This is a genomic window from Pseudomonas sp. D5(2026), from assembly GCF_057766845.1.
Genome location: NZ_CM173421.1, coordinates 3,870,281 through 3,889,095 on the forward strand (window position 1 = coordinate 3,870,281; position 18,815 = coordinate 3,889,095).

Genomic DNA, 18,815 nt, shown 5'->3' on the forward strand with positions numbered 1-18,815 from the left:
GTCCTGCGGATTATCTTGCCCTGACCTCAGTTATAGCTATTGGCCATTAGCCGCGCAATGTACCTCGTCGCCTTACCGAAGCTGCAAACGCCAGGCGCGATGGATACGGTTATTTCGGGCGAAGTCCGGGTCCAGGGTCTGGGCGCTGATTTCTTCCACCACGTAACGCGCCATCAGGTGCTCGTCCAGCTGGAACTTGCGGAAGTTGTTGGAGAAATACAGCACGCCACCCGGCGCCAGGCGGGCCATGGCCAGGTCCAGCAGCTGCACATGATCACGCTGCACGTCGAATACGCCTTCCATGCGCTTGGAGTTGGAGAAGGTTGGCGGGTCGATGAAGATCAGGTCGTAGCTGTCACGGTTGCCTTCCAGCCAAGCCATTACATCGCTCTGTTCCAGGCGATTGCGCTCGGAATAGCCATTGAGCGCCAGGTTACGCCGGGCCCAGTCCAGGTAGGTCTTCGACAAGTCGACGCTGGTGGTGCTGCGCGCACCGCCCTTGGCCGCGTGCACAGTGGCCGTGGCGGTGTAGCAGAACAGGTTGAGGAAGCGCTTGCCGGCAGCCTCGCGCTGGATGCGCATACGCATCGGGCGGTGGTCAAGGAACAGGCCGGTATCCAGGTAGTCGGTGAGGTTGACCAGCAGCTTGACGCCACCTTCGCTCACCTCCTGGAAGCGGCCCTCAGTGGCCTGACGTTCGTACTGGCGCGTGCCGCTCTGCCGCTCGCGACGCTTGAGCACTACACGCTGCGGCGAAATACCCAGCGCCTGCGGGATGGCCGCCAGTGCATCGAGCAGGCGCGCCTGAGCCTTGTCCGGGTCGACCGAACGTGGCGCGGCGTATTCCTGCACGTGTACCCAGTCCTGGTACAGGTCGACCGCCAGGGCATATTCGGGCATGTCGGCATCGTACAGGCGGTAGCAGTCGATCTGCTCGCGACGGGCCCACTTGCCCAGTTGCTTGAGGTTCTTTTGCAGGCGGTTGGCGAACATCTGCGCGCCTTCCGACAGCCGCGCTGGCTCGCTGGCCTGCGGCGCCTGCTGACGGGTTTCGGTGCCTTCAGGCTGCGCTTCGCGACGTTCACCCGTGACGAACTGGTCAGGCTGCACCTTGAACAGCAACAGCTTGCATGGCAATGCGCCGTTCCAGAACGCGTACTGCTTGTGGCTACGAATGCCCATGCGCTTGCCCAGTTGCGGCGCGCCGGTGAATACCGCTGCTTCCCAGCCCATGCAGGCCTGGCGCAGGCGCTCGCCCAGATTCTGGTAGAGGTACAGCAGGCTGGCTTCGTCACCCAGACGCTCGCCGTAGGGCGGGTTGCTGATGACCAGACCTTTCTGGTTCTGGTCCGGACGTGGCTCGAAGGTGCTGACTTCGCCCTGGTAGATCTTTACCCAGTCGCCCAGGCCGGCACGCTCGACGTTGTTGCGGCCCGGCTGGATCAGCCGCGGGTCAGCCTCGTAGCCACGGATCCACAATGGTGGCTTGGCCAGGCCGGCCTGCGCGCGCGCCTGCGCTTCGTCATGCACCTTGCGCCACAGCGCCGGCACATGGCCGAGCCAGGCACTGAAGCCCCAGCGTTCGCGCTTGAGGTTAGGGGCGATATCGGCGGCGATCATGGCTGCCTCGACCAGGAAGGTACCCACACCGCACATCGGGTCGGCCAGCGCACCACCTTCGGCAGCAATACGCGGCCAGCCAGCACGGATCAACACCGCTGCCGCCAGGTTTTCCTTCAGTGGCGCGGCGCCTTGCTGCAGGCGGTAGCCACGCTGGTGCAGGCTGTGCCCGGACAGGTCGAGGGACAGAATGGCCTCGCCACGGTCCAGGCGCAGGTGCACACGCACGTCAGGGTCGATCTTTTCCACGGACGGGCGCAGGCCTTCGCGGTTACGCAGCTTGTCGACGATCGCATCCTTGACCTTCAGCGCACCGAAATGGGTATTGTCGATGCCTGAGCCATGGCCGCTGAACTCCACAGCCAGGGTGCCGTCGGCTGCCAGGTGGTCGGCCCAGTCGACCGCGTGCACACCGTCGTAAAGGTCGTCGGCGTTCTTCATCGAGAAGCGCTTGAGCACCAGCAATACGCGGTTGGCCAGCCGCGACCAGACACACAGGCGGTAAGCAGTTTCCATGTCGGCGGCGCCGCGAATGGCCGAGGTGTGCTCGCGCACCTCGTCAAGGCCGAGGCCTTTGGCCTCTTCGGCGAGCAGGCTTTCAAGGCCTTTGGGACAGGTGAGGTAAAGTTCGAAACGGTCCGACATGAGTATTCCAGCGCCTTGGGCTATTTGACTGACGGGGCGACGCATCGCCCCGCGATGTTTGCCCGTACACCTTTCCAGCAGGCGTGCGGGTGGCCCTCTGCGCACACAAAGTGCAGCAGAAAAGCCGGGCCGCCTGACCGATCCGTGCCTGGCCCAGTGGCAAAGACAGCTTAGATCATCAGGCAGTACGAGAAATTCTGGCGACCTGCGGGCCGATGTGACCCTTCGTCGCATTTCAAATTATTTCTGTCATCCGCAAACAACGCTGGCGAAATGACGTCAAAGAACGGCAAAACCCGATCATTACGGGGCTGAACACCAAACAAGGTTGAGTCGCATTTATTTACTTATCCCCTGACCCTTGGAAAGGTTACGTGCTTATGACAAAACGGTCATTCACACCGTGACTCGCATTCGATAGAACTGGTCTCAGGCCACTTCGCAACGAGGCGGCACTTTCAGCTCGCCACGCCGGCAGCGAGCGCAAACCGGCAGAACGACTCTGCCCGGCCTCGGAGAGGCCGACGGGACATTACAGTCAACAAGTGAGGGCAACACCCTATGAGAAGACTTAAGCGTGATCCGTTGGAAAGAGCATATTCACGTGGTTACCAATACGGGGTCACCGGCAAATCCCGCGAACTTTGCCCCTTCAATCTTCCTTCTGTTCGCCAAGCCTGGATCAACGGCTGGCGTGAAGGTCGCGGTGATAACTGGGACGGAATGACTGGCACCGCTGGCATCCATAGACTCAACGAAAATCACGCCGTTGGCTGAACGAGGACACTGAATTCGATTTACCATGCACGCCCCATCCGGGCGGCGGGCGAAGGCCCAGGGGCCCCTTGAAGGGGCCCTTTTTTATGCCTTGGCAAACCTCATCAGCCGTACCCACGCCCCTCGAATGGGCCTGTCAGATCAGCGCGGCATTGCCGCGATAGCATCCACCGCTTCGCGAATCAGCGCCGGCCCCTTGTAAATGAAGCCCGAGTAAATCTGCACCAGGCTCGCCCCGGCCGCGATCTTTTCAGCAGCATGGCGGCCTTCGGTAATGCCACCGGCGGCGATGATCGGCAACTTGCCGCCCAGCTCACCTGCCAGCACCTTGACGATATGGGTGCTCTTTTCCAGCACCGGCGCGCCCGACAGGCCGCCCGCCTCGCCACCGTATGGCAATGCTTCGACACCTTCACGGCCCAGCGTGGTGTTGGTGGCGATCACCGCATCCATGCCCGACTCCATCAGCGCGGCGGCCACCAGCGCCGTTTCTTCGTCGCTCATGTCCGGCGCAATCTTGATTGCCAGCGGCACGCGCTTGCCGTGTGTGCCGGCCAGTTGCTCGCGGCGCTCGGCCAGGGCGTCGAGCAACTGCTTGAGCGAGTCCCCAAACTGCAGGCTGCGCAGGCCCGGGGTATTCGGCGAGCTGACATTGACCGTGATGTAGCTGGCGGCAGTGTAGACCTTGTCCAGGCAGATCAGGTAGTCATCGACGGCACGCTCGACCGGTGTGTCGAAGTTCTTGCCGATGTTGATGCCCAGCACCCCCTTGTAGCGCGACGCGCGTACGCGCTCGAGCAGGTGATCAACGCCCAGGTTGTTGAAGCCCATGCGATTGATGATGGCCGTGGCTTCCGGCAGGCGGAACAACCGCGGCTTGGGGTTGCCTGGCTGCGGACGCGGGGTGACAGTGCCGATTTCGACAAACCCGAAGCCCAACTGGGCGAAGCCGTCGATGGCCGCGCCGTTCTTGTCCAGGCCAGCAGCCAGGCCCACCGGGTTGGCGAAGTTCAAGCCCATGACCGAAACCGGCAATGACGCCGGTTGCTTGCACAGCATGCCGTTGAGGCCCATACGGCCACCGGCGCCGATCAGGTCCAGGGACAGGTCGTGGGAAGTTTCCGGGGAAAGCTTGAACAGCAGCTGGCGGGCCAGGGTATACATGGGCGGGCAAGGCTCAGGGTGAGTGAGGGGGCGATTATAGCCAGCGAGGGGCTGACAGGACAGCAAATCGTGGAGCGCTTGGCACATCGGTTGCACCCGTTCAGCCCACAGCCTTATCAGTAAGGGCGAGGACTCTTGTGAACACTGTACCCCGAGCAACGCCCCTGGCCTGGGTCAACGGCAGCGATGCGCCGGAAAAAACCAGCCTGAACATCGGCTACATGGCCCTGACCGACTGCGCTTCGGTGGTGGTCGCCGCCACCCAGGGCTTCGCCCAGCAGCACGGCCTTACCCTCAACCTCAAGCGCCAGGGCTCGTGGGCCGGGCTACGCGACAAGCTGGTCAGCGGCGAGCTGGACGCCGCGCATTGCCTGTATGGCCTGGTCTACGCCGTGCACCTGGGCATTGGCGGCGTACCTGCCAGCGACATGGCCGTGCTCATGGGGCTGAACCAGAACGCCCAGGCTATCAACCTGTCCCCTGCCCTGCAGCGCAAGGGCGTGACCAACCCTGAGGCGCTGGCGCGCCTGGTGCACCAGCATGGCGCACGCCTGACGTTCGCCCAGACATTCCCCACTGGCACCCACGCCATGTGGCTGTATTACTGGCTGGCCAGCCAGGGCATCCACCCGCTGCGCGACGTCGACAGCGTCGTGGTGCCACCGGCGCAAATGGCTGCACACCTCCAGGCCGGGCGCATTGACGGCTTCTGCGTCGGTGAACCCTGGGCCGCCGACGCCGTGGCCAAAGGCCAAGGCTTCACCCTGGCCACCAGCCAGTCGATCTGGCCGGATCACCCGGAAAAGGTCCTGGCCTGCGCGCGCGCCTTTGCCGAGCAATACCCCAACAGCGCCCGCGCGCTGATCAAGGCGATCCTCACCGCCAGCCGGTTCATCGAGCAAAGCCCGGAAAACCGCCGCAGCACCGCGCAACTGCTGAGCGCAAGCACCTACCTGGACACCCCGCTGGACAGCATAGCCCCTCGCCTGCTCGGCCACTATGAGGACGGCCTGGGCAACCAATGGCAAGACCCGCATGCCCTGCGCCTGTTCGACCAAGGGCGGGCCAACTTGCCCTATCTGTCCGACGGTATGTGGTTCATGACCCAGTTCCGCCGTTGGGGCCTGCTGCGCGAAGACCCCGACTACCTCGGCGTGGCCCGGCAGGTCCAGCAACTGCAGTTGTACAGCGAGGCCGCACAGAGCCTGGGCATCGCTTGCCCGGGCCAGCCGATGCGCAGCAGCCTGCTGATCGATGGCTCCCGCTGGGACGGCAGCGACCCCTTCGGCTATGCCCGAAGTTTCAGCTTGCATGCCTTGGGCGACCTGCCCGATGCCCGTGTCGGCGTGTGAGGGGGGAGGACGAACATGTTGCGCATCCTGCTGATCGACGACACCCAGAGCAAGCTAGGTCGTCTCCGGGCGGCATTGAGTGAGGCCGGCTTCGAAATCATTGAAGCCCCGGACCTGACCATCGACCTGCCCGCCTGCGTCGAAACGGTGCGCCCGGACGTAGTACTGATCGATACCGACTCACCGGACCGTGACGTGATGGAACAGGTAGTGCTGGTCAGCCGTGACCAGCCGCGGCCCATCGTGTTGTTCACCGACGAGCACGACCCCGGGATGATGCGCCAGGCCATTCAGGCAGGGGTCAGCGCCTATATTGTCGAGGGCATCCATGCTGCGCGGCTGCAGCCGATCCTGGATGTGGCCATGGCCCGCTTCGAAAGCGATCAGGCACTCAAGGCGCAGTTGCTTGCGCGCGACCAGCAATTGGCCGAACGCAAGCGCATCGAGCAGGCCAAGGGTTTGCTGATGAAGATGAAGGATTGCAACGAAGAGCAGGCCTATACCCTCATGCGTCGCCAGGCCATGAGCCGGCAGCAGAAGCTGATCCAGGTGGCCGAACAGATCATTGCCATGCATGAGATGCTCGGCTGATGCGCTGGGCGTGAGATTTTTGGCGCCTGGCAGATCGAGCGCCGCCCGCGCGGCGCATCGCGAGCTGCGCTCGCTCCTACGTTTGTTTCGGGCCAATTATTTCTGTGCCATTTGCGCGCGAACGCTTTGGCGTATGGCGCAAGATCGCACCGTACGAGCAAGGCGGTCGCGCGCGCCTGGAACAGGCGTTACTGGCCAAAAACAAACGCAGATCGAGCGCCGCCCGCGCGGCGCATCGCGAGCTGCGCTCGCTCCTACGTTTGTTTCGGGCCAATTATTTCTGTGCCATTTGCGCGCGAACGCTTTGGCGTATGGCGCAAGATCGCACCGTACAAACAAGGCGGTCGCGCGCGCCTGGAACAGGCGTTACTGGCCAAAAACAAACGTAGGAGCAAGCGCAGCTCGCGATGCGCCGCGCGGGCGGCGCTCGATTTAACAGGCGCTGAAGACCTTAAGACAACCCCCACCAACAGTTGGCCCATCTCTTGCTGAACAAATCTCACCGGTAGCCAACGGCGGTTACCCCACTTGAATCCCGACAAAGACGTCGCTCTCCCCTCCACGCCCGTGGAGCGGGTAGCGGCGTCTTTTTCGTTCCGTTGCACTACCGAGTGAGGTGTTCGATGAGTACCAGCTTCTGGAAATCCGGGCATGTGCCCACGCTGTTCGCCGCGTTTCTTTACTTCGACCTCAGCTTCATGGTCTGGTACCTGCTGGGCCCGCTGGCGGTGCAGATTGCTGCCGACCTGCAACTGAGCGCACAACAACGGGGCCTGATGGTCGCCACACCGATCCTGGCCGGGGCGCTCCTGCGTTTTGCCATGGGCGTTCTGGTCGATCGCCTGTCGCCCAAGACTGCCGGCCTGATCGGCCAGGTGGTGGTTATCCTCGCCCTGGCTGCAGCCTGGTACCTTGGCGTGCACAGCTATGAACAGGCACTGCTGCTAGGTGTATTCCTGGGCTTTGCCGGTGCGTCCTTCGCCGTCTCGCTGCCGCTGGCTTCGCAGTGGTACCCGCCACAGCACCAAGGCAAGGCCATGGGCATCGCCGGCGCCGGCAACTCCGGCACGGTGTTCGCAGCCTTGCTGGCACCGGCACTGGCAGCAGGCTTTGGCTGGAACAATGTATTCGGCTTTGCCCTGATCCCGCTGTCACTGGCCCTGGTGGTGTTCGCACTGCTGGCGCGCAATGCTCCGCAACGGCCCAAGCCGAAAGCCATGGCCGACTACCTCAAGGCACTGGGCGACCGTGACAGCTGGTGGTTCATGTTCTTCTACAGCGTTACCTTCGGCGGCTTCATCGGCCTGGCCAGCGCCCTGCCCGGCTACTTCAGCGACCAATACGGCCTGAACCCGGTTACCGCCGGCTACTACACCGCCGCTTGCGTGTTCGCCGGCAGCCTGATGCGCCCGCTCGGAGGCGCCCTGGCTGACCGTTTTGGCGGCATCCGCACCCTCCTGGGCATGTACAGCGTGGCCGCCATCTGCATTGCCGCAGTCGGTTTCAACCTGCCCTCTGCCGCGGCCGCACTGGCGCTGTTCGTCAGCGCCATGCTCGGCCTGGGGGCCGGCAATGGCGCAGTCTTCCAACTGGTGCCACAACGCTTCCGCCAAGAGATCGGGGTAATGACCGGCCTGATCGGGATGGCCGGTGGCATCGGCGGCTTCCTGTTGGCGGCCGGGCTGGGCACCATCAAGCAGCACACGGGCGATTACCAGCTGGGGCTATGGCTGTTCGCCAGCCTGGGCCTGCTGGCCTGGTTCGGCCTGCACGGTGTGAAACAGCGCTGGCGCACCACCTGGGGCTCGACTGCAGTCACTGCAGCGCGGGTCTGAGGCACGCCGATGAGTCTGCAACTGAGCTTCGCCCAGGCCAGCGCCACCGGGCCTCGCGCGGAAAACCAGGACGCCCTGCGCCTGGTCACGCCGGCACCAGAGCTGGCCGCCAGCAAAGGCTACCTGTTCGCCCTGGCCGACGGCGTCAGCCAATGTGCCGACGGCGGCCTGGCGGCGCGCGCCAGCCTGCAGGCCCTGGCCTTGGATTACTACGCCACCCCGGCCACCTGGAGCGTGGCCCAGGCCCTCGACCGCCTGCTGCTGGCGCAAAACCGCTGGTTGCGCGCCCAAGGCAGCGGCCAGCCGTTGCTGACCACACTTAGCGCGCTGGTGTTGCGCGGCAGGCGCTTTACCCTGGCCCATGTCGGCGACTGTCGGGTGTACCGCTGGCACGAGGGGAACCTGCAATGCCTGAGCGAAGACCATGTATGGGACCAACCGGGCATGCAGCATGTACTGAAACGGGCACTGGGCCTGGACCAGCACCTGCTGGTGGATTACCTGGAGGGCGAGCTGCAACCGGGCGAGTGCTTTCTGCTGCTCAGCGACGGGGTCTGGGCCAGCCTGGGCGAACAGCACATCCAGGCCGTGCTGCGCGAGCAAACCGACCTGCAACTGGCCGCCGACACCCTGGTCACCAGTGCCCACCTCAATGGCAGCAAGGACAACGCCAGCGCCTTGCTGGTGCAAGTCGAGCAACTGGGCACGGCCAACCTGGGCGATACCCTGGCACAACTGCAACAGTGGCCTGTGCCCGGCCTGCTGCGCGAGGGCCAGGTGATCGACGGCTGGCAGGTCGAAACACTGCATGCGCACAGCCGCCAGTCCTTGCTGTACAAAGTACGCGATAGCCAGAACCAGCCTTGGCTGCTCAAGACCCTGCCCACGGCACGCGAACAGGAACCGGGGGCGGCACAAGGGCTGTTGCTGGAAGAGTGGTTTCTGCGCCGCATCGCCGGCCGGCACTTCCCCGAGCTACACACCGCCAGTCAGCGCCAGCACCTGTACTACGTGATGCGCGAATATCCCGGCCAAAACCTGGCGGCGTTGCTGGCCGAACAAGGCCCGCTGCCCCTGCCGCAATGGCTGGAGGTCGCCCGGCAACTGCTGCAGGCAGTAGGCGTGCTGCATCGGCGCAACTTGCTGCACCGCGATATCAAGCCAGACAACCTGCACCTGGGCCGCGATGGGCAGCTGCGCCTGCTGGACTTCGGCCTGGCCTATTGCCCGGGCCTGTCCGAAGACCCGCTGCACGAGCTACCCGGCACGCCCTCGTACATCGCCCCGGAAGCATTCGATGGCCACGCGCCCAGCCCGCGTCAGGACTTGTATGCAGTAGGCGTGACCCTGTACCACCTGCTGACCGGACACTACCCGTACGGCGAGGTTGAGGCCTTCCAGCGCCCGCGCTTCGGCCAGCCGGTCAACGCCGCGCGCTACCGACCCGACCTGCCGGAATGGCTCCAGCACAACCTGCTGCAGGCCGTGGCGAGCGACCCGGCGCAGCGCTTCGAAACCGCCGAACACTGGTTGCTGCTGCTCGAGCGCGGCGATCGCCAGGAACTGCCCAGCCGGCCCCGGCCGCTGCTGGAACGCGAGCCGCTGAAGGTGTGGCGCACCCTGGCCCTGTTGTCATTGCTGATCAATCTGATACTGCTGTTCACCCTGCTCAAGGGCTGAACGCACCTTGCCGATGAGGAAACCCTGATGAATGCAAAAGTATGGCTGGTCGGTGCCGGCCCTGGTGACCCTGAACTGCTCACCCTCAAGGCAGTGCGTGCGTTGCAGCAAGCCGCCGTGGTCATGGTCGACGACCTCGTCAACCCGGCAGTGCTCGAGCATTGCCCGCAGGCCCGCGTAATGACCGTGGGCAAGCGCGGCGGCTGCCGCTCTACACCGCAAGCGTTCATCCAGCGCCTGATGCTGCGCCACGCGCGACAGGGCCGTTGCGTGGTGCGGCTCAAGGGCGGCGACCCTTGCATCTTTGGCCGTGGCGGTGAGGAGGCACTGTGGCTGCAGGGCCATGGCATCGAAGTGGAGGTGATCAATGGCATCACCGCCGGCCTGGCCGGGGCCACGCAGTGCGGGATCCCCCTGACTTCACGGGGCGTGAGCCGAGGGGTGACGCTGGTGACGGCGCACACCCAGGACGATAGCGAGCTGAACTGGGCAGCCTTGGCTCAGGGCGGGACAACACTGGTGGTCTACATGGGGGTGGCGCGGCTGGAACAGGTGCGCCAGGGATTGCTGGCGGGGGGTATGGCGCCGGAAATGCCGGTGGCGATGATCGAAAATGCCTCGCTGCCGCAACAGCGGGAGTGCAGAAGCGATGTGCAGGGAATGGTGGAAGCTGCACGGGGGTTTGGCTTGCGTAGCCCGGCAATTTTGGTGATTGGGGAGGTGGTTGGGGAGCAGCAGGCTGTGGGGCGGATCGCAATCGCAGGCTGACTGCAGGAGCAGCCTTCGAGGCCGGTTAAACCCCAGGCAAAGAAAAACCCGGCCGAGGCCGGGTTTTTCATGAAGCTTCAAACCAATTACTTGGCCTGGGCTTCTACCTGAGCTTCAACGCGACGGTTGATAGCACGGCCTTCTTCGGTGGCGTTGTCAGCAACCGGACGGGTTTCGCCGTAGCCAACCGAGTCAACACGGCTGGATTCTACGCCGTACTGCTGGGTCAGGACTTGCTTGACGGCGTTGGCACGACGCTCGGACAGCTTCTGGTTGTAAGCGTCTGGACCCACGGAGTCAGTGTGACCTTCAACCACGGTGGTGGTTTGTGGGTACTGCTTCATGAAGTCAGCCAGGTTTTTGATGTCGCCGTAGCTGTTAGGCTTGACGACCGACTTGTCGAAGTCGAACTTGACGTCCAGCTCAACGCGAACGACTTCGGCAACAGCCGGGCAGCCGTCGGCGTCAACAGTAACGTTGGCCGGGGTGTCTGGGCACTTGTCGACGTTGTCGCACACGCCGTCGTTGTCGGAGTCGGAGCAGACTTCAGCAACTGGAGCAGGAGCAGCTTCAGCTTGCTTCGGGCTACCGCCGAAGTTCAGGCCAACACCAACGCTCGGGGCCCACTCGGTGTCGCCCTGGTCGATGTTGTACTGAGCTTCTACGCCGGCACGGGCATAGAACATGTCGGTGATGTACCACTTGGCGCCAGCGCCAACGTTGGCGAAGGTGGAGTGGTCACGACCGCCACGGCCGGTCTGGCCCAGCGACTGGTGCGAGAAACCAGCGGAAACGTACGGACGGATGGCGTCGTACGGGTTGTTGAAGTGGTAAACGGCGTCCAGGGCAGTGTTCGAGCCCTTGATGTTCTTGCCGTCTTCGCCACGAGCGTTGTGTACTTCGTCGTAGCCCAGACGCAGCTCAACGTCGTCGGTCAGGAAGTAACCGATCGAGCCGCCGAACAGGTTGCCGTCGTTCTTGAAGTCGCGCTGGCTGTCGAAGAATTCTTTCTTGTAGAAGATTTCAGTCTCGACGGCGCCTTGACCTTGTGCCATAGCGCCAATCGAAGTGGCGGCTACAAGCGAACCAATGGCCAAGCCCAAGGTGTTTTTCAATTTCATCCGTTAAATCCCCATCTGGTGATAGTTAAGCAGTCCCACCACAAACAAGAGGGACAACTCGACGGCGAGTCTAGCAGAACTCACCGGTTCGTTAGAGATATTTGCACGCCACTAAGTTTCATCAAGGCCGGCAAATTTCTCCCGAAGCTTGTCTAGCGCACGCTTGTATCGCATTTTCGTGGCGCTCAGGCCCATGTGCATGATGTCGGCAATTTCCTGAAACTCCAGCTCTGCGACAAAACGAAGCACCAGAATTTCACGGTCAATCGGGTTCACATGCACAAGCCACTTATCCAGCCCGCCTTTTTCTTCCGGTTTCGGAGCCTTGTCTTCGGACGCCTCTTCAACAGGGTCCAGACTCAAGGCATCCATCAACCGACGTTTGCGGCGCTCCTTGCGGTACTGGGTAATGCACTCGTTGTAGGTGATGCTGTAGAGCCAGGTCTTGAACTTCGACTTACCCTCGAAGTTTTTCAGCCCGTACAGCACTTTCAGCATCACTTCCTGACAGACATCGTCCGCGTCACGGTCGTTCCCCAGATAACGCGCACAGACGTTGAACAGGGTCCGCTGGTAGCGCCGCATGAGCTCCTCATAGGCGCGGGTAACGTGGTACAGCTCCTCATGCGAACGCGCCACCAACTCTTCGTCTGTGAGCTCGCGGGGGTCATAGCGCATGGGCGGCGAATGAACTTTATTCAAAACGGATCTGGCCGACAGTCAGGTCAATGTCGCCGCGCGACCCCGTGGGTCGAATTTCGCGGCGGCATACATTAACAGCTTTTGTGCGGTTAGCGGCTATTGACGCGCTGTTCAAGCAGCTCGCGATTGGACAGCGACACCAATTCGCCATCATCGGTCAGCAGCGTCGTCTTCACCGTACCGATTTCCTCGATATGCCCTTCGACCTCTCCAATCCGCACCTGCTGGCCCACTTGGTATAGCTCGCGCACGTATATGCCGGCCAGGATTTGCCCGGCGATTTCGCGACTGCCAAGGCCCATGGCCAAGGCAACAGCCAGACCAACGGTAATCAGCCCGATAACGATAACGTGGTTCAGCAGGTCGGTTTTCACTTCCAGCTGGCTGATGGCCACCGAGATGCTGATGATGATCACAAGGCCTTGGGTGATACGCCCCAGGCCCGCCGAGTATTCCAGGCCGATACCTTCGGCAGCGCCACGCACCAGGCCGTTGGCCACCTGCGCCAGCAGCACGCCGGCCAGCAGCACCAGGGCCGCGCCGAACACCTTGGGCAAGTACAGGGCGAGCATGTCGAGGGTCGCCGAAACCCGCTCCAGGCCCAGCGATTCAGCAGCCGAGACCAGGAAGATGAGCAGCACGAACCAGTAGACGATCTTGCCGATCAGGGTCGAGATCGGCACCTGGATACCGCCCCGGCCGAGCATCTTGGTGAGGCCGGTGCCGGCCATCAGGCGGTCCAGGCCAAATTTGGCCAACAGTTTGGACAGCAGCGTGTCGAGCAGCTTGGCCACCACGAAACCGAGCAGCACCACGACCAGCGCGCCGAACAGGTTGGGGATGAAGTTCGCTACCTTGGTCCAAAGGGCAGTCATCGCGGTGACCAGGCTCTGGGTCCAGAGATCGAGTTCCATATTCAATCGGCCTTATCTGCTTTGCTGCCGCTGGCAGCGTTGCGGGAAGAGTGTCGACGCACCGGCGCAACGTGCGCCGAGCCATTGTTCACGGCAATCAGCAGCGCCTGGCACCAGCGACCAAGCAGGCTGAACAGATCACCCGCGCCAACCTGACGGTTGGCGGTTTTCAGCACGCGACCCAGGCAAGCGGCGTCGTCCCGGTCGTCCCGGTCATTGCCGGAGGGTGACGCCTTGAGCAGGTCACGTAGGGATTCTTCAAACGGATCGTGCATGGGCACCTCGCGCAGTGTCAGCAAGAGACGAGATGGCCGGGCAACGGGTCACACATCCCGTTGGGACGAATGTTTCAAATTGCACAGCTATACCCACCGCAACCGCCGGAACAGCCACCACTGCCCCACGGCCAACCCCAGCACGACAATGCAGGCGAACAGGAAGCCCAGAGGGTTTTCCGCCCCGGGGATGCCGCCGACATTGATGCCCAGCAGCCCGGTGACAAAGCTCATGGGCAGGAAGATGCAGGTAATGATGCCAAAGCGGTACATGGTGCGGTTCATCCGCTCGCTGCGCCGCCGGTCTTCGCTTTCCAGCACCAGCGCAGCGCGTTCGCGGGCCAGTTCCAGCTCTTCGAGGTAGCGGATCAGGCTGTTGTTGAGTTCATTCCAGTAATCGGCGTCGGCATTGGCGAACCAGCTCCATTTACTGCGCGACAACTGCGCGTAGATTTCCCGTTGCGGGGCGAGAAAGCGGCGCAAGCCAGCGGCACGGCGGCGGATCTGCTGCAGGCTGCCCTGCTCCGGGGTATACCGCTCGTCGGATTCGACCTTTTCTTCCTCCAGGTCGACCAGCTCGGCCAGGTCGCTGACCAGGCCCTGGACCTTTTCGGTCAGCAGTTCGCCCATCAACAGCAACAGCTCTGAGGCCGATTTCGGTCCCCTGCCCTGTTCCAGCAGCTGGAGAATTTCATCGCTGGCGCGCAAAGGCCTCAGGCGCAACGAGATAACCCGCTGCGCCTCGGCGAAAATGCGTACCGAAACCATGTCTTCGGGCTCGGCGCCCGGATTGAGGTTGACCCCCCGCAGGAACAGCAACAGCTGTTCGTCCGCCAAGGGCAGCAGGCGCGGCCGGGTGTTTTCTTCCAGCAGCAGTTCGCAGGCGAACTCGCTCAGGCCGCTGTCGTGCAACAGCCAGGTACGGGTTTGCGGATGGCTGCGGTCCCAGTGCAGCCACAGGCTTTGCTCCGGTTGCAGCTGCAGGTCATCCAGTTCGGTACGGGCAATCGAGCGCGCGCCGCCTTTGCCATCGAGCACCAGGGCATGCACCAGCCCCCACTGCGCGTTGTCTTCCTCTAACATCCAAGCTCCATCAGCGCGCGCGGCGCATTACTCCGGCATTTTCAGCGGGCTCGGCGAAACCAGCACGCCATTGTTGTCGGCATATACATACTCGCCCGGGCGGAAGGTTACCCCGGCGAAGGTCACCGCAACGTTGAGATCGCCGATACCGCGCTTGTCGGTCTTCATCGGGTGACTGGCCAGGGCCTGCACGCCGACATCGGTCTGGATCAACACATCGACATCACGCACACAGCCGTAGATCACCAAGCCTTCCCAACCGTTTTTTGCGGCTTTTTCGGCGAGCATGTCGCCAAGTAGCGCACGCCGCAGCGACCCCCCGCCATCGACCACCAGTACTTTGCCCTTGCCGTCGAGTTCAACCTGCTCCTTGACCAGCGAATTGTCCTCGAAACACTTGATGGTGACGATCTGGCCACCGAACGAATCGCGGCCACCGAAATTGCTGAACATCGGCTCCAGCACTTGTACCAGGTCCGGGTAGGCGTCACACAGGTCGGGCGTTACGTAATGCTGCATGGGAAGCTCCTGTCAGTCACAACGAAAGCGGGTATCGGCCAAGGCTACACCTTGGAGGCTGTCGCAGTCATCCGGGACCGGGCAGTCATTTGTATTCATCCTGTCTCGGCCCTTCCACGCGTGACCCGCTCCTGCACAGGAACGCGCCGTTATCCGGTGTAGGAGCGGGTTCACCCGCGAAGAGGCCATGACAGGTACAGCAAACTCAGCTGGCAGGCACAGGTTCCGCAACGCCAGTGGACGCATGCACCGGCAGCAGCGGGTTGCGCAGCCAGCGCTCCACCAGCGGCCACACCTGCACCTGCGCGGCCTTGCTCACCAGCATGTCGACATGCCCGAAGGCCTCGAAACCTTCTTCACGACCCAGCCGCAGGAACTGCTTGCGCTCGCCGCCCAACTGCTCGAACAGCTTGCGACAGGCCCACACCGGATCCTGGAAGTCCCCAGCGCCGGCCACCGCCAGCAGCGGCACATCCACCTCTGCCAGCCCCGCCCACCAATCGTGCTTCTTGTCGCCAAAGCGCCCGAACAGGCCGTGCCAGCGCATGCTCTCCAGGGCCAGGCCTATCGGCTCGTCTTCAGGCCCACGCTTGAAGCGTGGCCCGGATATCTGCCCCCAACGCTTGAGCACGAGCTTGGCCCCCCAAGCCAGCGGTGGCACTTTCAACGGCCAATAGACACGGCTGATCTGGGTGCCGAACAGCGCCACGCTGGCCACCTGCTCGGCGGCCAGGAAACCACCCCCCAGCGCTGCTACCAGGGTGGTGCCACCCAGGGAATGGCCGGCCCAGTGCGGCGCCTGGCCCGACTGCTCGCGCACGAACGCGTTGATCAACGGCAGGTCATCACGGGCGTAGGCGGCAACGCTGTTGTGCTTCCAGTCCAGGTTACGCGGCGACAGGCCATGGCCACGCATTTCCGGAATCCATACATCGAAACCGGCGCGCGCAAGATAGGCGCCCAGGCCAACCCCTTTGGGCGAATACCAGAAGCGCCGATTGGAGAAACTGCCATGCAGGAGAATGACCGGCACGCCTTGGGCCTGGGCCTGATCGGCCAGCCCCAGACGGGTGATGGCGATCTCGACGCTGGGATCCGGGCCGTTACCGGCCTTGATCCGATACACGTCTTCGCTGAGATCGCCGCGGCGCTCGGCACTGAGCAGGGCCACGGGGAATAAAGTGCTGCTGCTTTGCATAAGGTTGCTTGGTGCACAAAAAAGGGCGGGATCCATTGCTGGAGCTCGCCCTGGAAAAAACCAGGCAGGAGGACGCCAGACGTCCTCCCGCGTTTCACTGCATCAGGCCGCGCCTTGGCCTTCGGCGAGGAAGAACCAGGTTTCGAGTACCGAGTCCGGGTTCAGCGACACACTTTCGATGCCCTGTTCCATCAGCCACTTGGCAAGGTCCGGATGGTCCGAAGGGCCTTGGCCGCAGATACCGATGTACTTGCCGGCCTTGTTGCACGCAGCAATGGCGTTGGCCAGCAGCTTCTTCACCGCAGGATTTCGCTCGTCGAACAGGTGGGCAATGATGCCCGAGTCACGGTCCAGGCCCAGGGTCAACTGGGTCAGGTCGTTGGAGCCGATCGAGAAGCCGTCGAAGTATTCCAGGAACTCTTCGGCGAGGATGGCGTTGGACGGCAGTTCGCACATCATGATCACGCGCAGGCCGTTGTCGCCGCGGGCCAGGCCATTTTCGGCGAGCAGGTCGACAACCTGGCTGGCTTCGCCCAAGGTGCGTACGAACGGCACCATGATCTCGACGTTGGTCAGGCCCATCTCGTTGCGCACACGCTTCAGTGCGCGGCACTCGAGCTCGAAGCAGTCACGGAACGATTCGCTGATGTAACGCGAAGCACCACGGAAGCCCAGCATCGGGTTTTCTTCTTCCGGCTCGTACAGCTTGCCGCCGATCAGGTTGGCGTACTCGTTGGACTTGAAGTCCGACAGGCGCACGATGACCTTTTTCGGGTAGAAGGCCGCCGCCAGGGTGCTGATGCCTTCTACCAGCTTCTCGACGTAGAAGCCGACCGGATCGTTGTAGCCGGCAATGCGCTTGTCGACGCTTTCTTTCAGGTCTGCAGGCAGGCCCGCATAGTTCAGCAGCGCCTTGGGGTGCACGCCGATCATGCGGTTGATGATGAACTCCAGGCGTGCCAGACCGACACCGGCGTTGGGCAGCTGGGCGAAGTCGAAGGCGCGGTCCGGGTTGCCGACGTTCATCATGATCTTGAACGGCAGTTCCGGCATGGCATCGACCGAGTTCTGCTTGATGTCAAAGCCCAGTTCGCCTTCGAAGATGAAGCCGGTATCGCCTTCGGCACAGGAAACGGTCACGCCCTGGCCGTCTTTCAGTACCTGGGTAGCGTTGCCGCAACCGACAACCGCCGGGATACCCAGCTCACGGGCGATGATCGCCGCGTGGCAGGTACGGCCACCGCGGTTGGTGACGATGGCGCTGGCGCGCTTCATCACCGGCTCCCAGTCAGGGTCGGTCATGTCGGAGACCAGCACGTCGCCCGGCTGGACCTTGTCCATTTCCGATACGTCGTTGATGACACGAACCTTGCCGGCGCCGATACGCTGGCCAATGGCACGGCCTTCGACCAGCACGGTGCCTTTCTCTTTGAGCAGGTAGCGTTCCATGACGTTGGCGCTGGAACGGCTCTTCACCGTTTCAGGGCGAGCCTGGACGATGTACAGCTTGCCGTCGTCACCGTCCTTGGCCCACTCGATGTCCATCGGGCGCTGGTAGTGCTGCTCGATGATCATGGCCTGCTTGGCCAGCTCGCTGACCTCGGCATCGGTCAGGCAGAAGCGAGCACGCTCGGCGCGGTCGACTTCGACGGTCTTGACCGAACGGCCGGCCTTGGCTTCGTCGCCATAGACCATCTTGATCGCCTTGCTGCCCAGATTGCGGCGCAGGATGGCCGGGCGCCCGGCCTGCAGGGTGTTCTTGTGCACGTAGAATTCGTCAGGGTTGACCGCACCCTGCACCACGGTTTCGCCCAGGCCATAGGCGCCAGTGATGAATACCACATCGCGGAAGCCCGACTCGGTGTCGAGGGTGAACATGACACCGGCAGTGCCGGTTTCGGAGCGGACCATGCGCTGCACACCGGCAGACAGGGCTACCAGCTTGTGATCGAAGCCCTGGTGCACGCGGTAGGCGATGGCGCGGTCGTTGAACAGCGACGCGAACACTTCCTTGGCCGCGCGGATCACGTTATCGACGCCGCGGATGTTGAGGAAGGTTTCCTGCTGGCCGGCGAAGGAGGCGTCCGGCAGGTCCTCGGCAGTGGCCGAGGAACGCACGGCAACGGCCATGTTGTCGTTGCCGGCGGCCATTTCGGCGAAGGCCGTACGGATTTCCGAATCCAGTCGTGGCGGGAATTCGGCCTCCATGACCCACTGGCGAATCTGCGCGCCAGTCTTGGTCAGGGCATTGATGTCGTCCACGTCCAGCGCGTCGAGCGCAGCGTGAATCCTGTCGTTCAGACCACTCTGTTCGAGAAAATCGCGGTACGCCTGCGCCGTAGTGGCAAAGCCGCCCGGCACCGATACACCAGCACCGGCAAGGTTGCTGATCATCTCGCCCAGGGATGCGTTCTTGCCCCCCACATGCTCCACATCATGGACGCCGAGCTTATCGAGGGAAACTACGTACTCTACCAAGGTGATCTCTCCACTAACTGTGTTGGAAAAGCTCAAAAGGCGCCCGCCTGTCTTCTTTGACTTGGCCGGGCGTTTGTGGCCTGTACCTGGAAA

General features: G+C 62.8%; 16 protein-coding genes. 6 read left to right on the plus strand and 10 right to left on the minus strand.

All coding sequences use genetic code 11. The annotated features are described in order from the left end of the window. Nucleotides 1-72: 72 nt before the first annotated feature. A complete protein-coding gene (rlmKL, locus tag AC3B5Q_RS17930; RefSeq protein ID WP_021785460.1) occupies nt 73-2,265 on the minus strand; it encodes a bifunctional 23S rRNA (guanine(2069)-N(7))-methyltransferase RlmK/23S rRNA (guanine(2445)-N(2))-methyltransferase RlmL in 2,193 nt (730 codons plus the stop codon). A 561-nt stretch (nt 2,266-2,826) separates the two neighbouring features. On the opposite strand from rlmKL, the gene rmf reads away from it, so the two are divergent. Further along, a complete protein-coding gene (gene rmf / locus AC3B5Q_RS17935) occupies nt 2,827-3,042 on the plus strand; it encodes a ribosome modulation factor (protein WP_003248687.1) in 216 nt (71 codons plus the stop codon). A 141-nt stretch (nt 3,043-3,183) separates the two neighbouring features. On the opposite strand, the gene AC3B5Q_RS17940 is transcribed toward rmf, so the two are convergent. Further along, nucleotides 3,184-4,206 (minus strand): quinone-dependent dihydroorotate dehydrogenase, encoded by a 1,023-nt coding sequence (locus AC3B5Q_RS17940; protein WP_021785461.1) that lies wholly within the window; start codon nt 4,204-4,206, stop codon nt 3,184-3,186. Between the two features lie 137 nt (nt 4,207-4,343). Here AC3B5Q_RS17940 and AC3B5Q_RS17945 point away from each other — a divergent pair, with 137 nt between their 5' ends. From AC3B5Q_RS17945 to cobA, 5 genes are all read left to right on the plus strand, one after another. Continuing rightward, nucleotides 4,344-5,558, plus strand: coding sequence for a CmpA/NrtA family ABC transporter substrate-binding protein (locus AC3B5Q_RS17945; protein WP_103443925.1), 1,215 nt, complete (start codon nt 4,344-4,346; stop codon nt 5,556-5,558). Nucleotides 5,559-5,573: 15 nt separating this feature from the next. After that, nucleotides 5,574-6,149 carry an ANTAR domain-containing response regulator gene (locus tag AC3B5Q_RS17950; protein WP_003248677.1) on the plus strand — a complete coding sequence of 192 codons (576 nt, stop codon included), beginning with the start codon at nt 5,574-5,576 and terminating at the stop codon, nt 6,147-6,149. Nucleotides 6,150-6,772: 623 nt separating this feature from the next. Beyond that, nucleotides 6,773-7,984, plus strand: a complete 1,212-nt coding sequence (locus AC3B5Q_RS17955) for a nitrate/nitrite transporter (protein WP_021785495.1) — start codon at nt 6,773-6,775, stop codon at nt 7,982-7,984. 9 nt (nt 7,985-7,993) lie between these two features. Then, a complete protein-coding gene (locus AC3B5Q_RS17960; RefSeq protein ID WP_021785496.1) occupies nt 7,994-9,664 on the plus strand; it encodes a bifunctional protein-serine/threonine kinase/phosphatase in 1,671 nt (556 codons plus the stop codon). A gap of 27 nt (nt 9,665-9,691) precedes the next feature. After that, a complete protein-coding gene (cobA, locus tag AC3B5Q_RS17965; RefSeq protein ID WP_021785497.1) occupies nt 9,692-10,432 on the plus strand; it encodes a uroporphyrinogen-III C-methyltransferase in 741 nt (246 codons plus the stop codon). A gap of 86 nt (nt 10,433-10,518) precedes the next feature. Here the strand turns inward: cobA and AC3B5Q_RS17970 are convergent, their stop codons facing one another. From AC3B5Q_RS17970 to ppsA, 8 genes are all read right to left on the minus strand, one after another. Then, complete coding sequence (locus AC3B5Q_RS17970; protein ID WP_003248667.1) at nt 10,519-11,553, minus strand: OmpA family protein; 1,035 nt, start codon at nt 11,551-11,553, stop codon at nt 10,519-10,521. Between the two features lie 111 nt (nt 11,554-11,664). Next, nucleotides 11,665-12,231, minus strand: coding sequence for an RNA polymerase sigma factor SigX (gene sigX, locus AC3B5Q_RS17975; protein WP_003248665.1), 567 nt, complete (start codon nt 12,229-12,231; stop codon nt 11,665-11,667). A 113-nt stretch (nt 12,232-12,344) separates the two neighbouring features. Continuing rightward, entirely contained in the window at nt 12,345-13,169 is an 825-nt protein-coding gene (locus tag AC3B5Q_RS17980; protein ID WP_003248659.1) for a mechanosensitive ion channel family protein, read from the minus strand. A gap of 2 nt (nt 13,170-13,171) precedes the next feature. Continuing rightward, nucleotides 13,172-13,444, minus strand: coding sequence for a hypothetical protein (locus AC3B5Q_RS17985; protein WP_028697557.1), 273 nt, complete (start codon nt 13,442-13,444; stop codon nt 13,172-13,174). A gap of 87 nt (nt 13,445-13,531) precedes the next feature. Then, nucleotides 13,532-14,527 carry a divalent cation transporter CmaX gene (gene cmaX, locus AC3B5Q_RS17990; protein ID WP_021785499.1) on the minus strand — a complete coding sequence of 332 codons (996 nt, stop codon included), beginning with the start codon at nt 14,525-14,527 and terminating at the stop codon, nt 13,532-13,534. A gap of 27 nt (nt 14,528-14,554) precedes the next feature. Beyond that, complete coding sequence (gene rraA, locus AC3B5Q_RS17995; RefSeq protein ID WP_021785500.1) at nt 14,555-15,046, minus strand: ribonuclease E activity regulator RraA; 492 nt, start codon at nt 15,044-15,046, stop codon at nt 14,555-14,557. A gap of 205 nt (nt 15,047-15,251) precedes the next feature. Then, nucleotides 15,252-16,244 (minus strand): alpha/beta fold hydrolase, encoded by a 993-nt coding sequence (locus AC3B5Q_RS18000; RefSeq protein WP_274118783.1) that lies wholly within the window; start codon nt 16,242-16,244, stop codon nt 15,252-15,254. A gap of 102 nt (nt 16,245-16,346) precedes the next feature. After that, on the minus strand, nt 16,347-18,722 hold the full coding sequence (ppsA, locus tag AC3B5Q_RS18005) for a phosphoenolpyruvate synthase (protein WP_020193548.1): 2,376 nt from the start codon (nt 18,720-18,722) through the stop codon (nt 16,347-16,349). Between the last annotated feature and the right edge of the window lie 93 nt (nt 18,723-18,815).

What these genes read in the sequence shown, in the direction of transcription:
- sigX (WP_003248665.1), bottom strand. Translation starts at nt 12,231, where the DNA reads ATGCGCTATGACCCCCGCGAGCTCACAGACGAAGAGTTGGTGGCGCGT.
- AC3B5Q_RS17940 (WP_021785461.1), bottom strand. Translation starts at nt 4,206, where the DNA reads ATGTATACCCTGGCCCGCCAGCTGCTGTTCAAGCTTTCCCCGGAAACT.
- AC3B5Q_RS17955 (WP_021785495.1), top strand. Translation starts at nt 6,773, where the DNA reads ATGAGTACCAGCTTCTGGAAATCCGGGCATGTGCCCACGCTGTTCGCC.
- rmf (WP_003248687.1), top strand. Translation starts at nt 2,827, where the DNA reads ATGAGAAGACTTAAGCGTGATCCGTTGGAAAGAGCATATTCACGTGGT.
- rraA (WP_021785500.1), bottom strand. Translation starts at nt 15,046, where the DNA reads ATGCAGCATTACGTAACGCCCGACCTGTGTGACGCCTACCCGGACCTG.
- AC3B5Q_RS17950 (WP_003248677.1), top strand. Translation starts at nt 5,574, where the DNA reads ATGTTGCGCATCCTGCTGATCGACGACACCCAGAGCAAGCTAGGTCGT.
- cmaX (WP_021785499.1), bottom strand. Translation starts at nt 14,527, where the DNA reads ATGTTAGAGGAAGACAACGCGCAGTGGGGGCTGGTGCATGCCCTGGTG.
- AC3B5Q_RS17960 (WP_021785496.1), top strand. Translation starts at nt 7,994, where the DNA reads ATGAGTCTGCAACTGAGCTTCGCCCAGGCCAGCGCCACCGGGCCTCGC.
- AC3B5Q_RS17985 (WP_028697557.1), bottom strand. Translation starts at nt 13,444, where the DNA reads ATGCACGATCCGTTTGAAGAATCCCTACGTGACCTGCTCAAGGCGTCA.
- rlmKL (WP_021785460.1), bottom strand. Translation starts at nt 2,265, where the DNA reads ATGTCGGACCGTTTCGAACTTTACCTCACCTGTCCCAAAGGCCTTGAA.
- cobA (WP_021785497.1), top strand. Translation starts at nt 9,692, where the DNA reads ATGAATGCAAAAGTATGGCTGGTCGGTGCCGGCCCTGGTGACCCTGAA.
- AC3B5Q_RS17980 (WP_003248659.1), bottom strand. Translation starts at nt 13,169, where the DNA reads ATGGAACTCGATCTCTGGACCCAGAGCCTGGTCACCGCGATGACTGCC.
- AC3B5Q_RS17970 (WP_003248667.1), bottom strand. Translation starts at nt 11,553, where the DNA reads ATGAAATTGAAAAACACCTTGGGCTTGGCCATTGGTTCGCTTGTAGCC.
- AC3B5Q_RS18000 (WP_274118783.1), bottom strand. Translation starts at nt 16,244, where the DNA reads ATGCAAAGCAGCAGCACTTTATTCCCCGTGGCCCTGCTCAGTGCCGAG.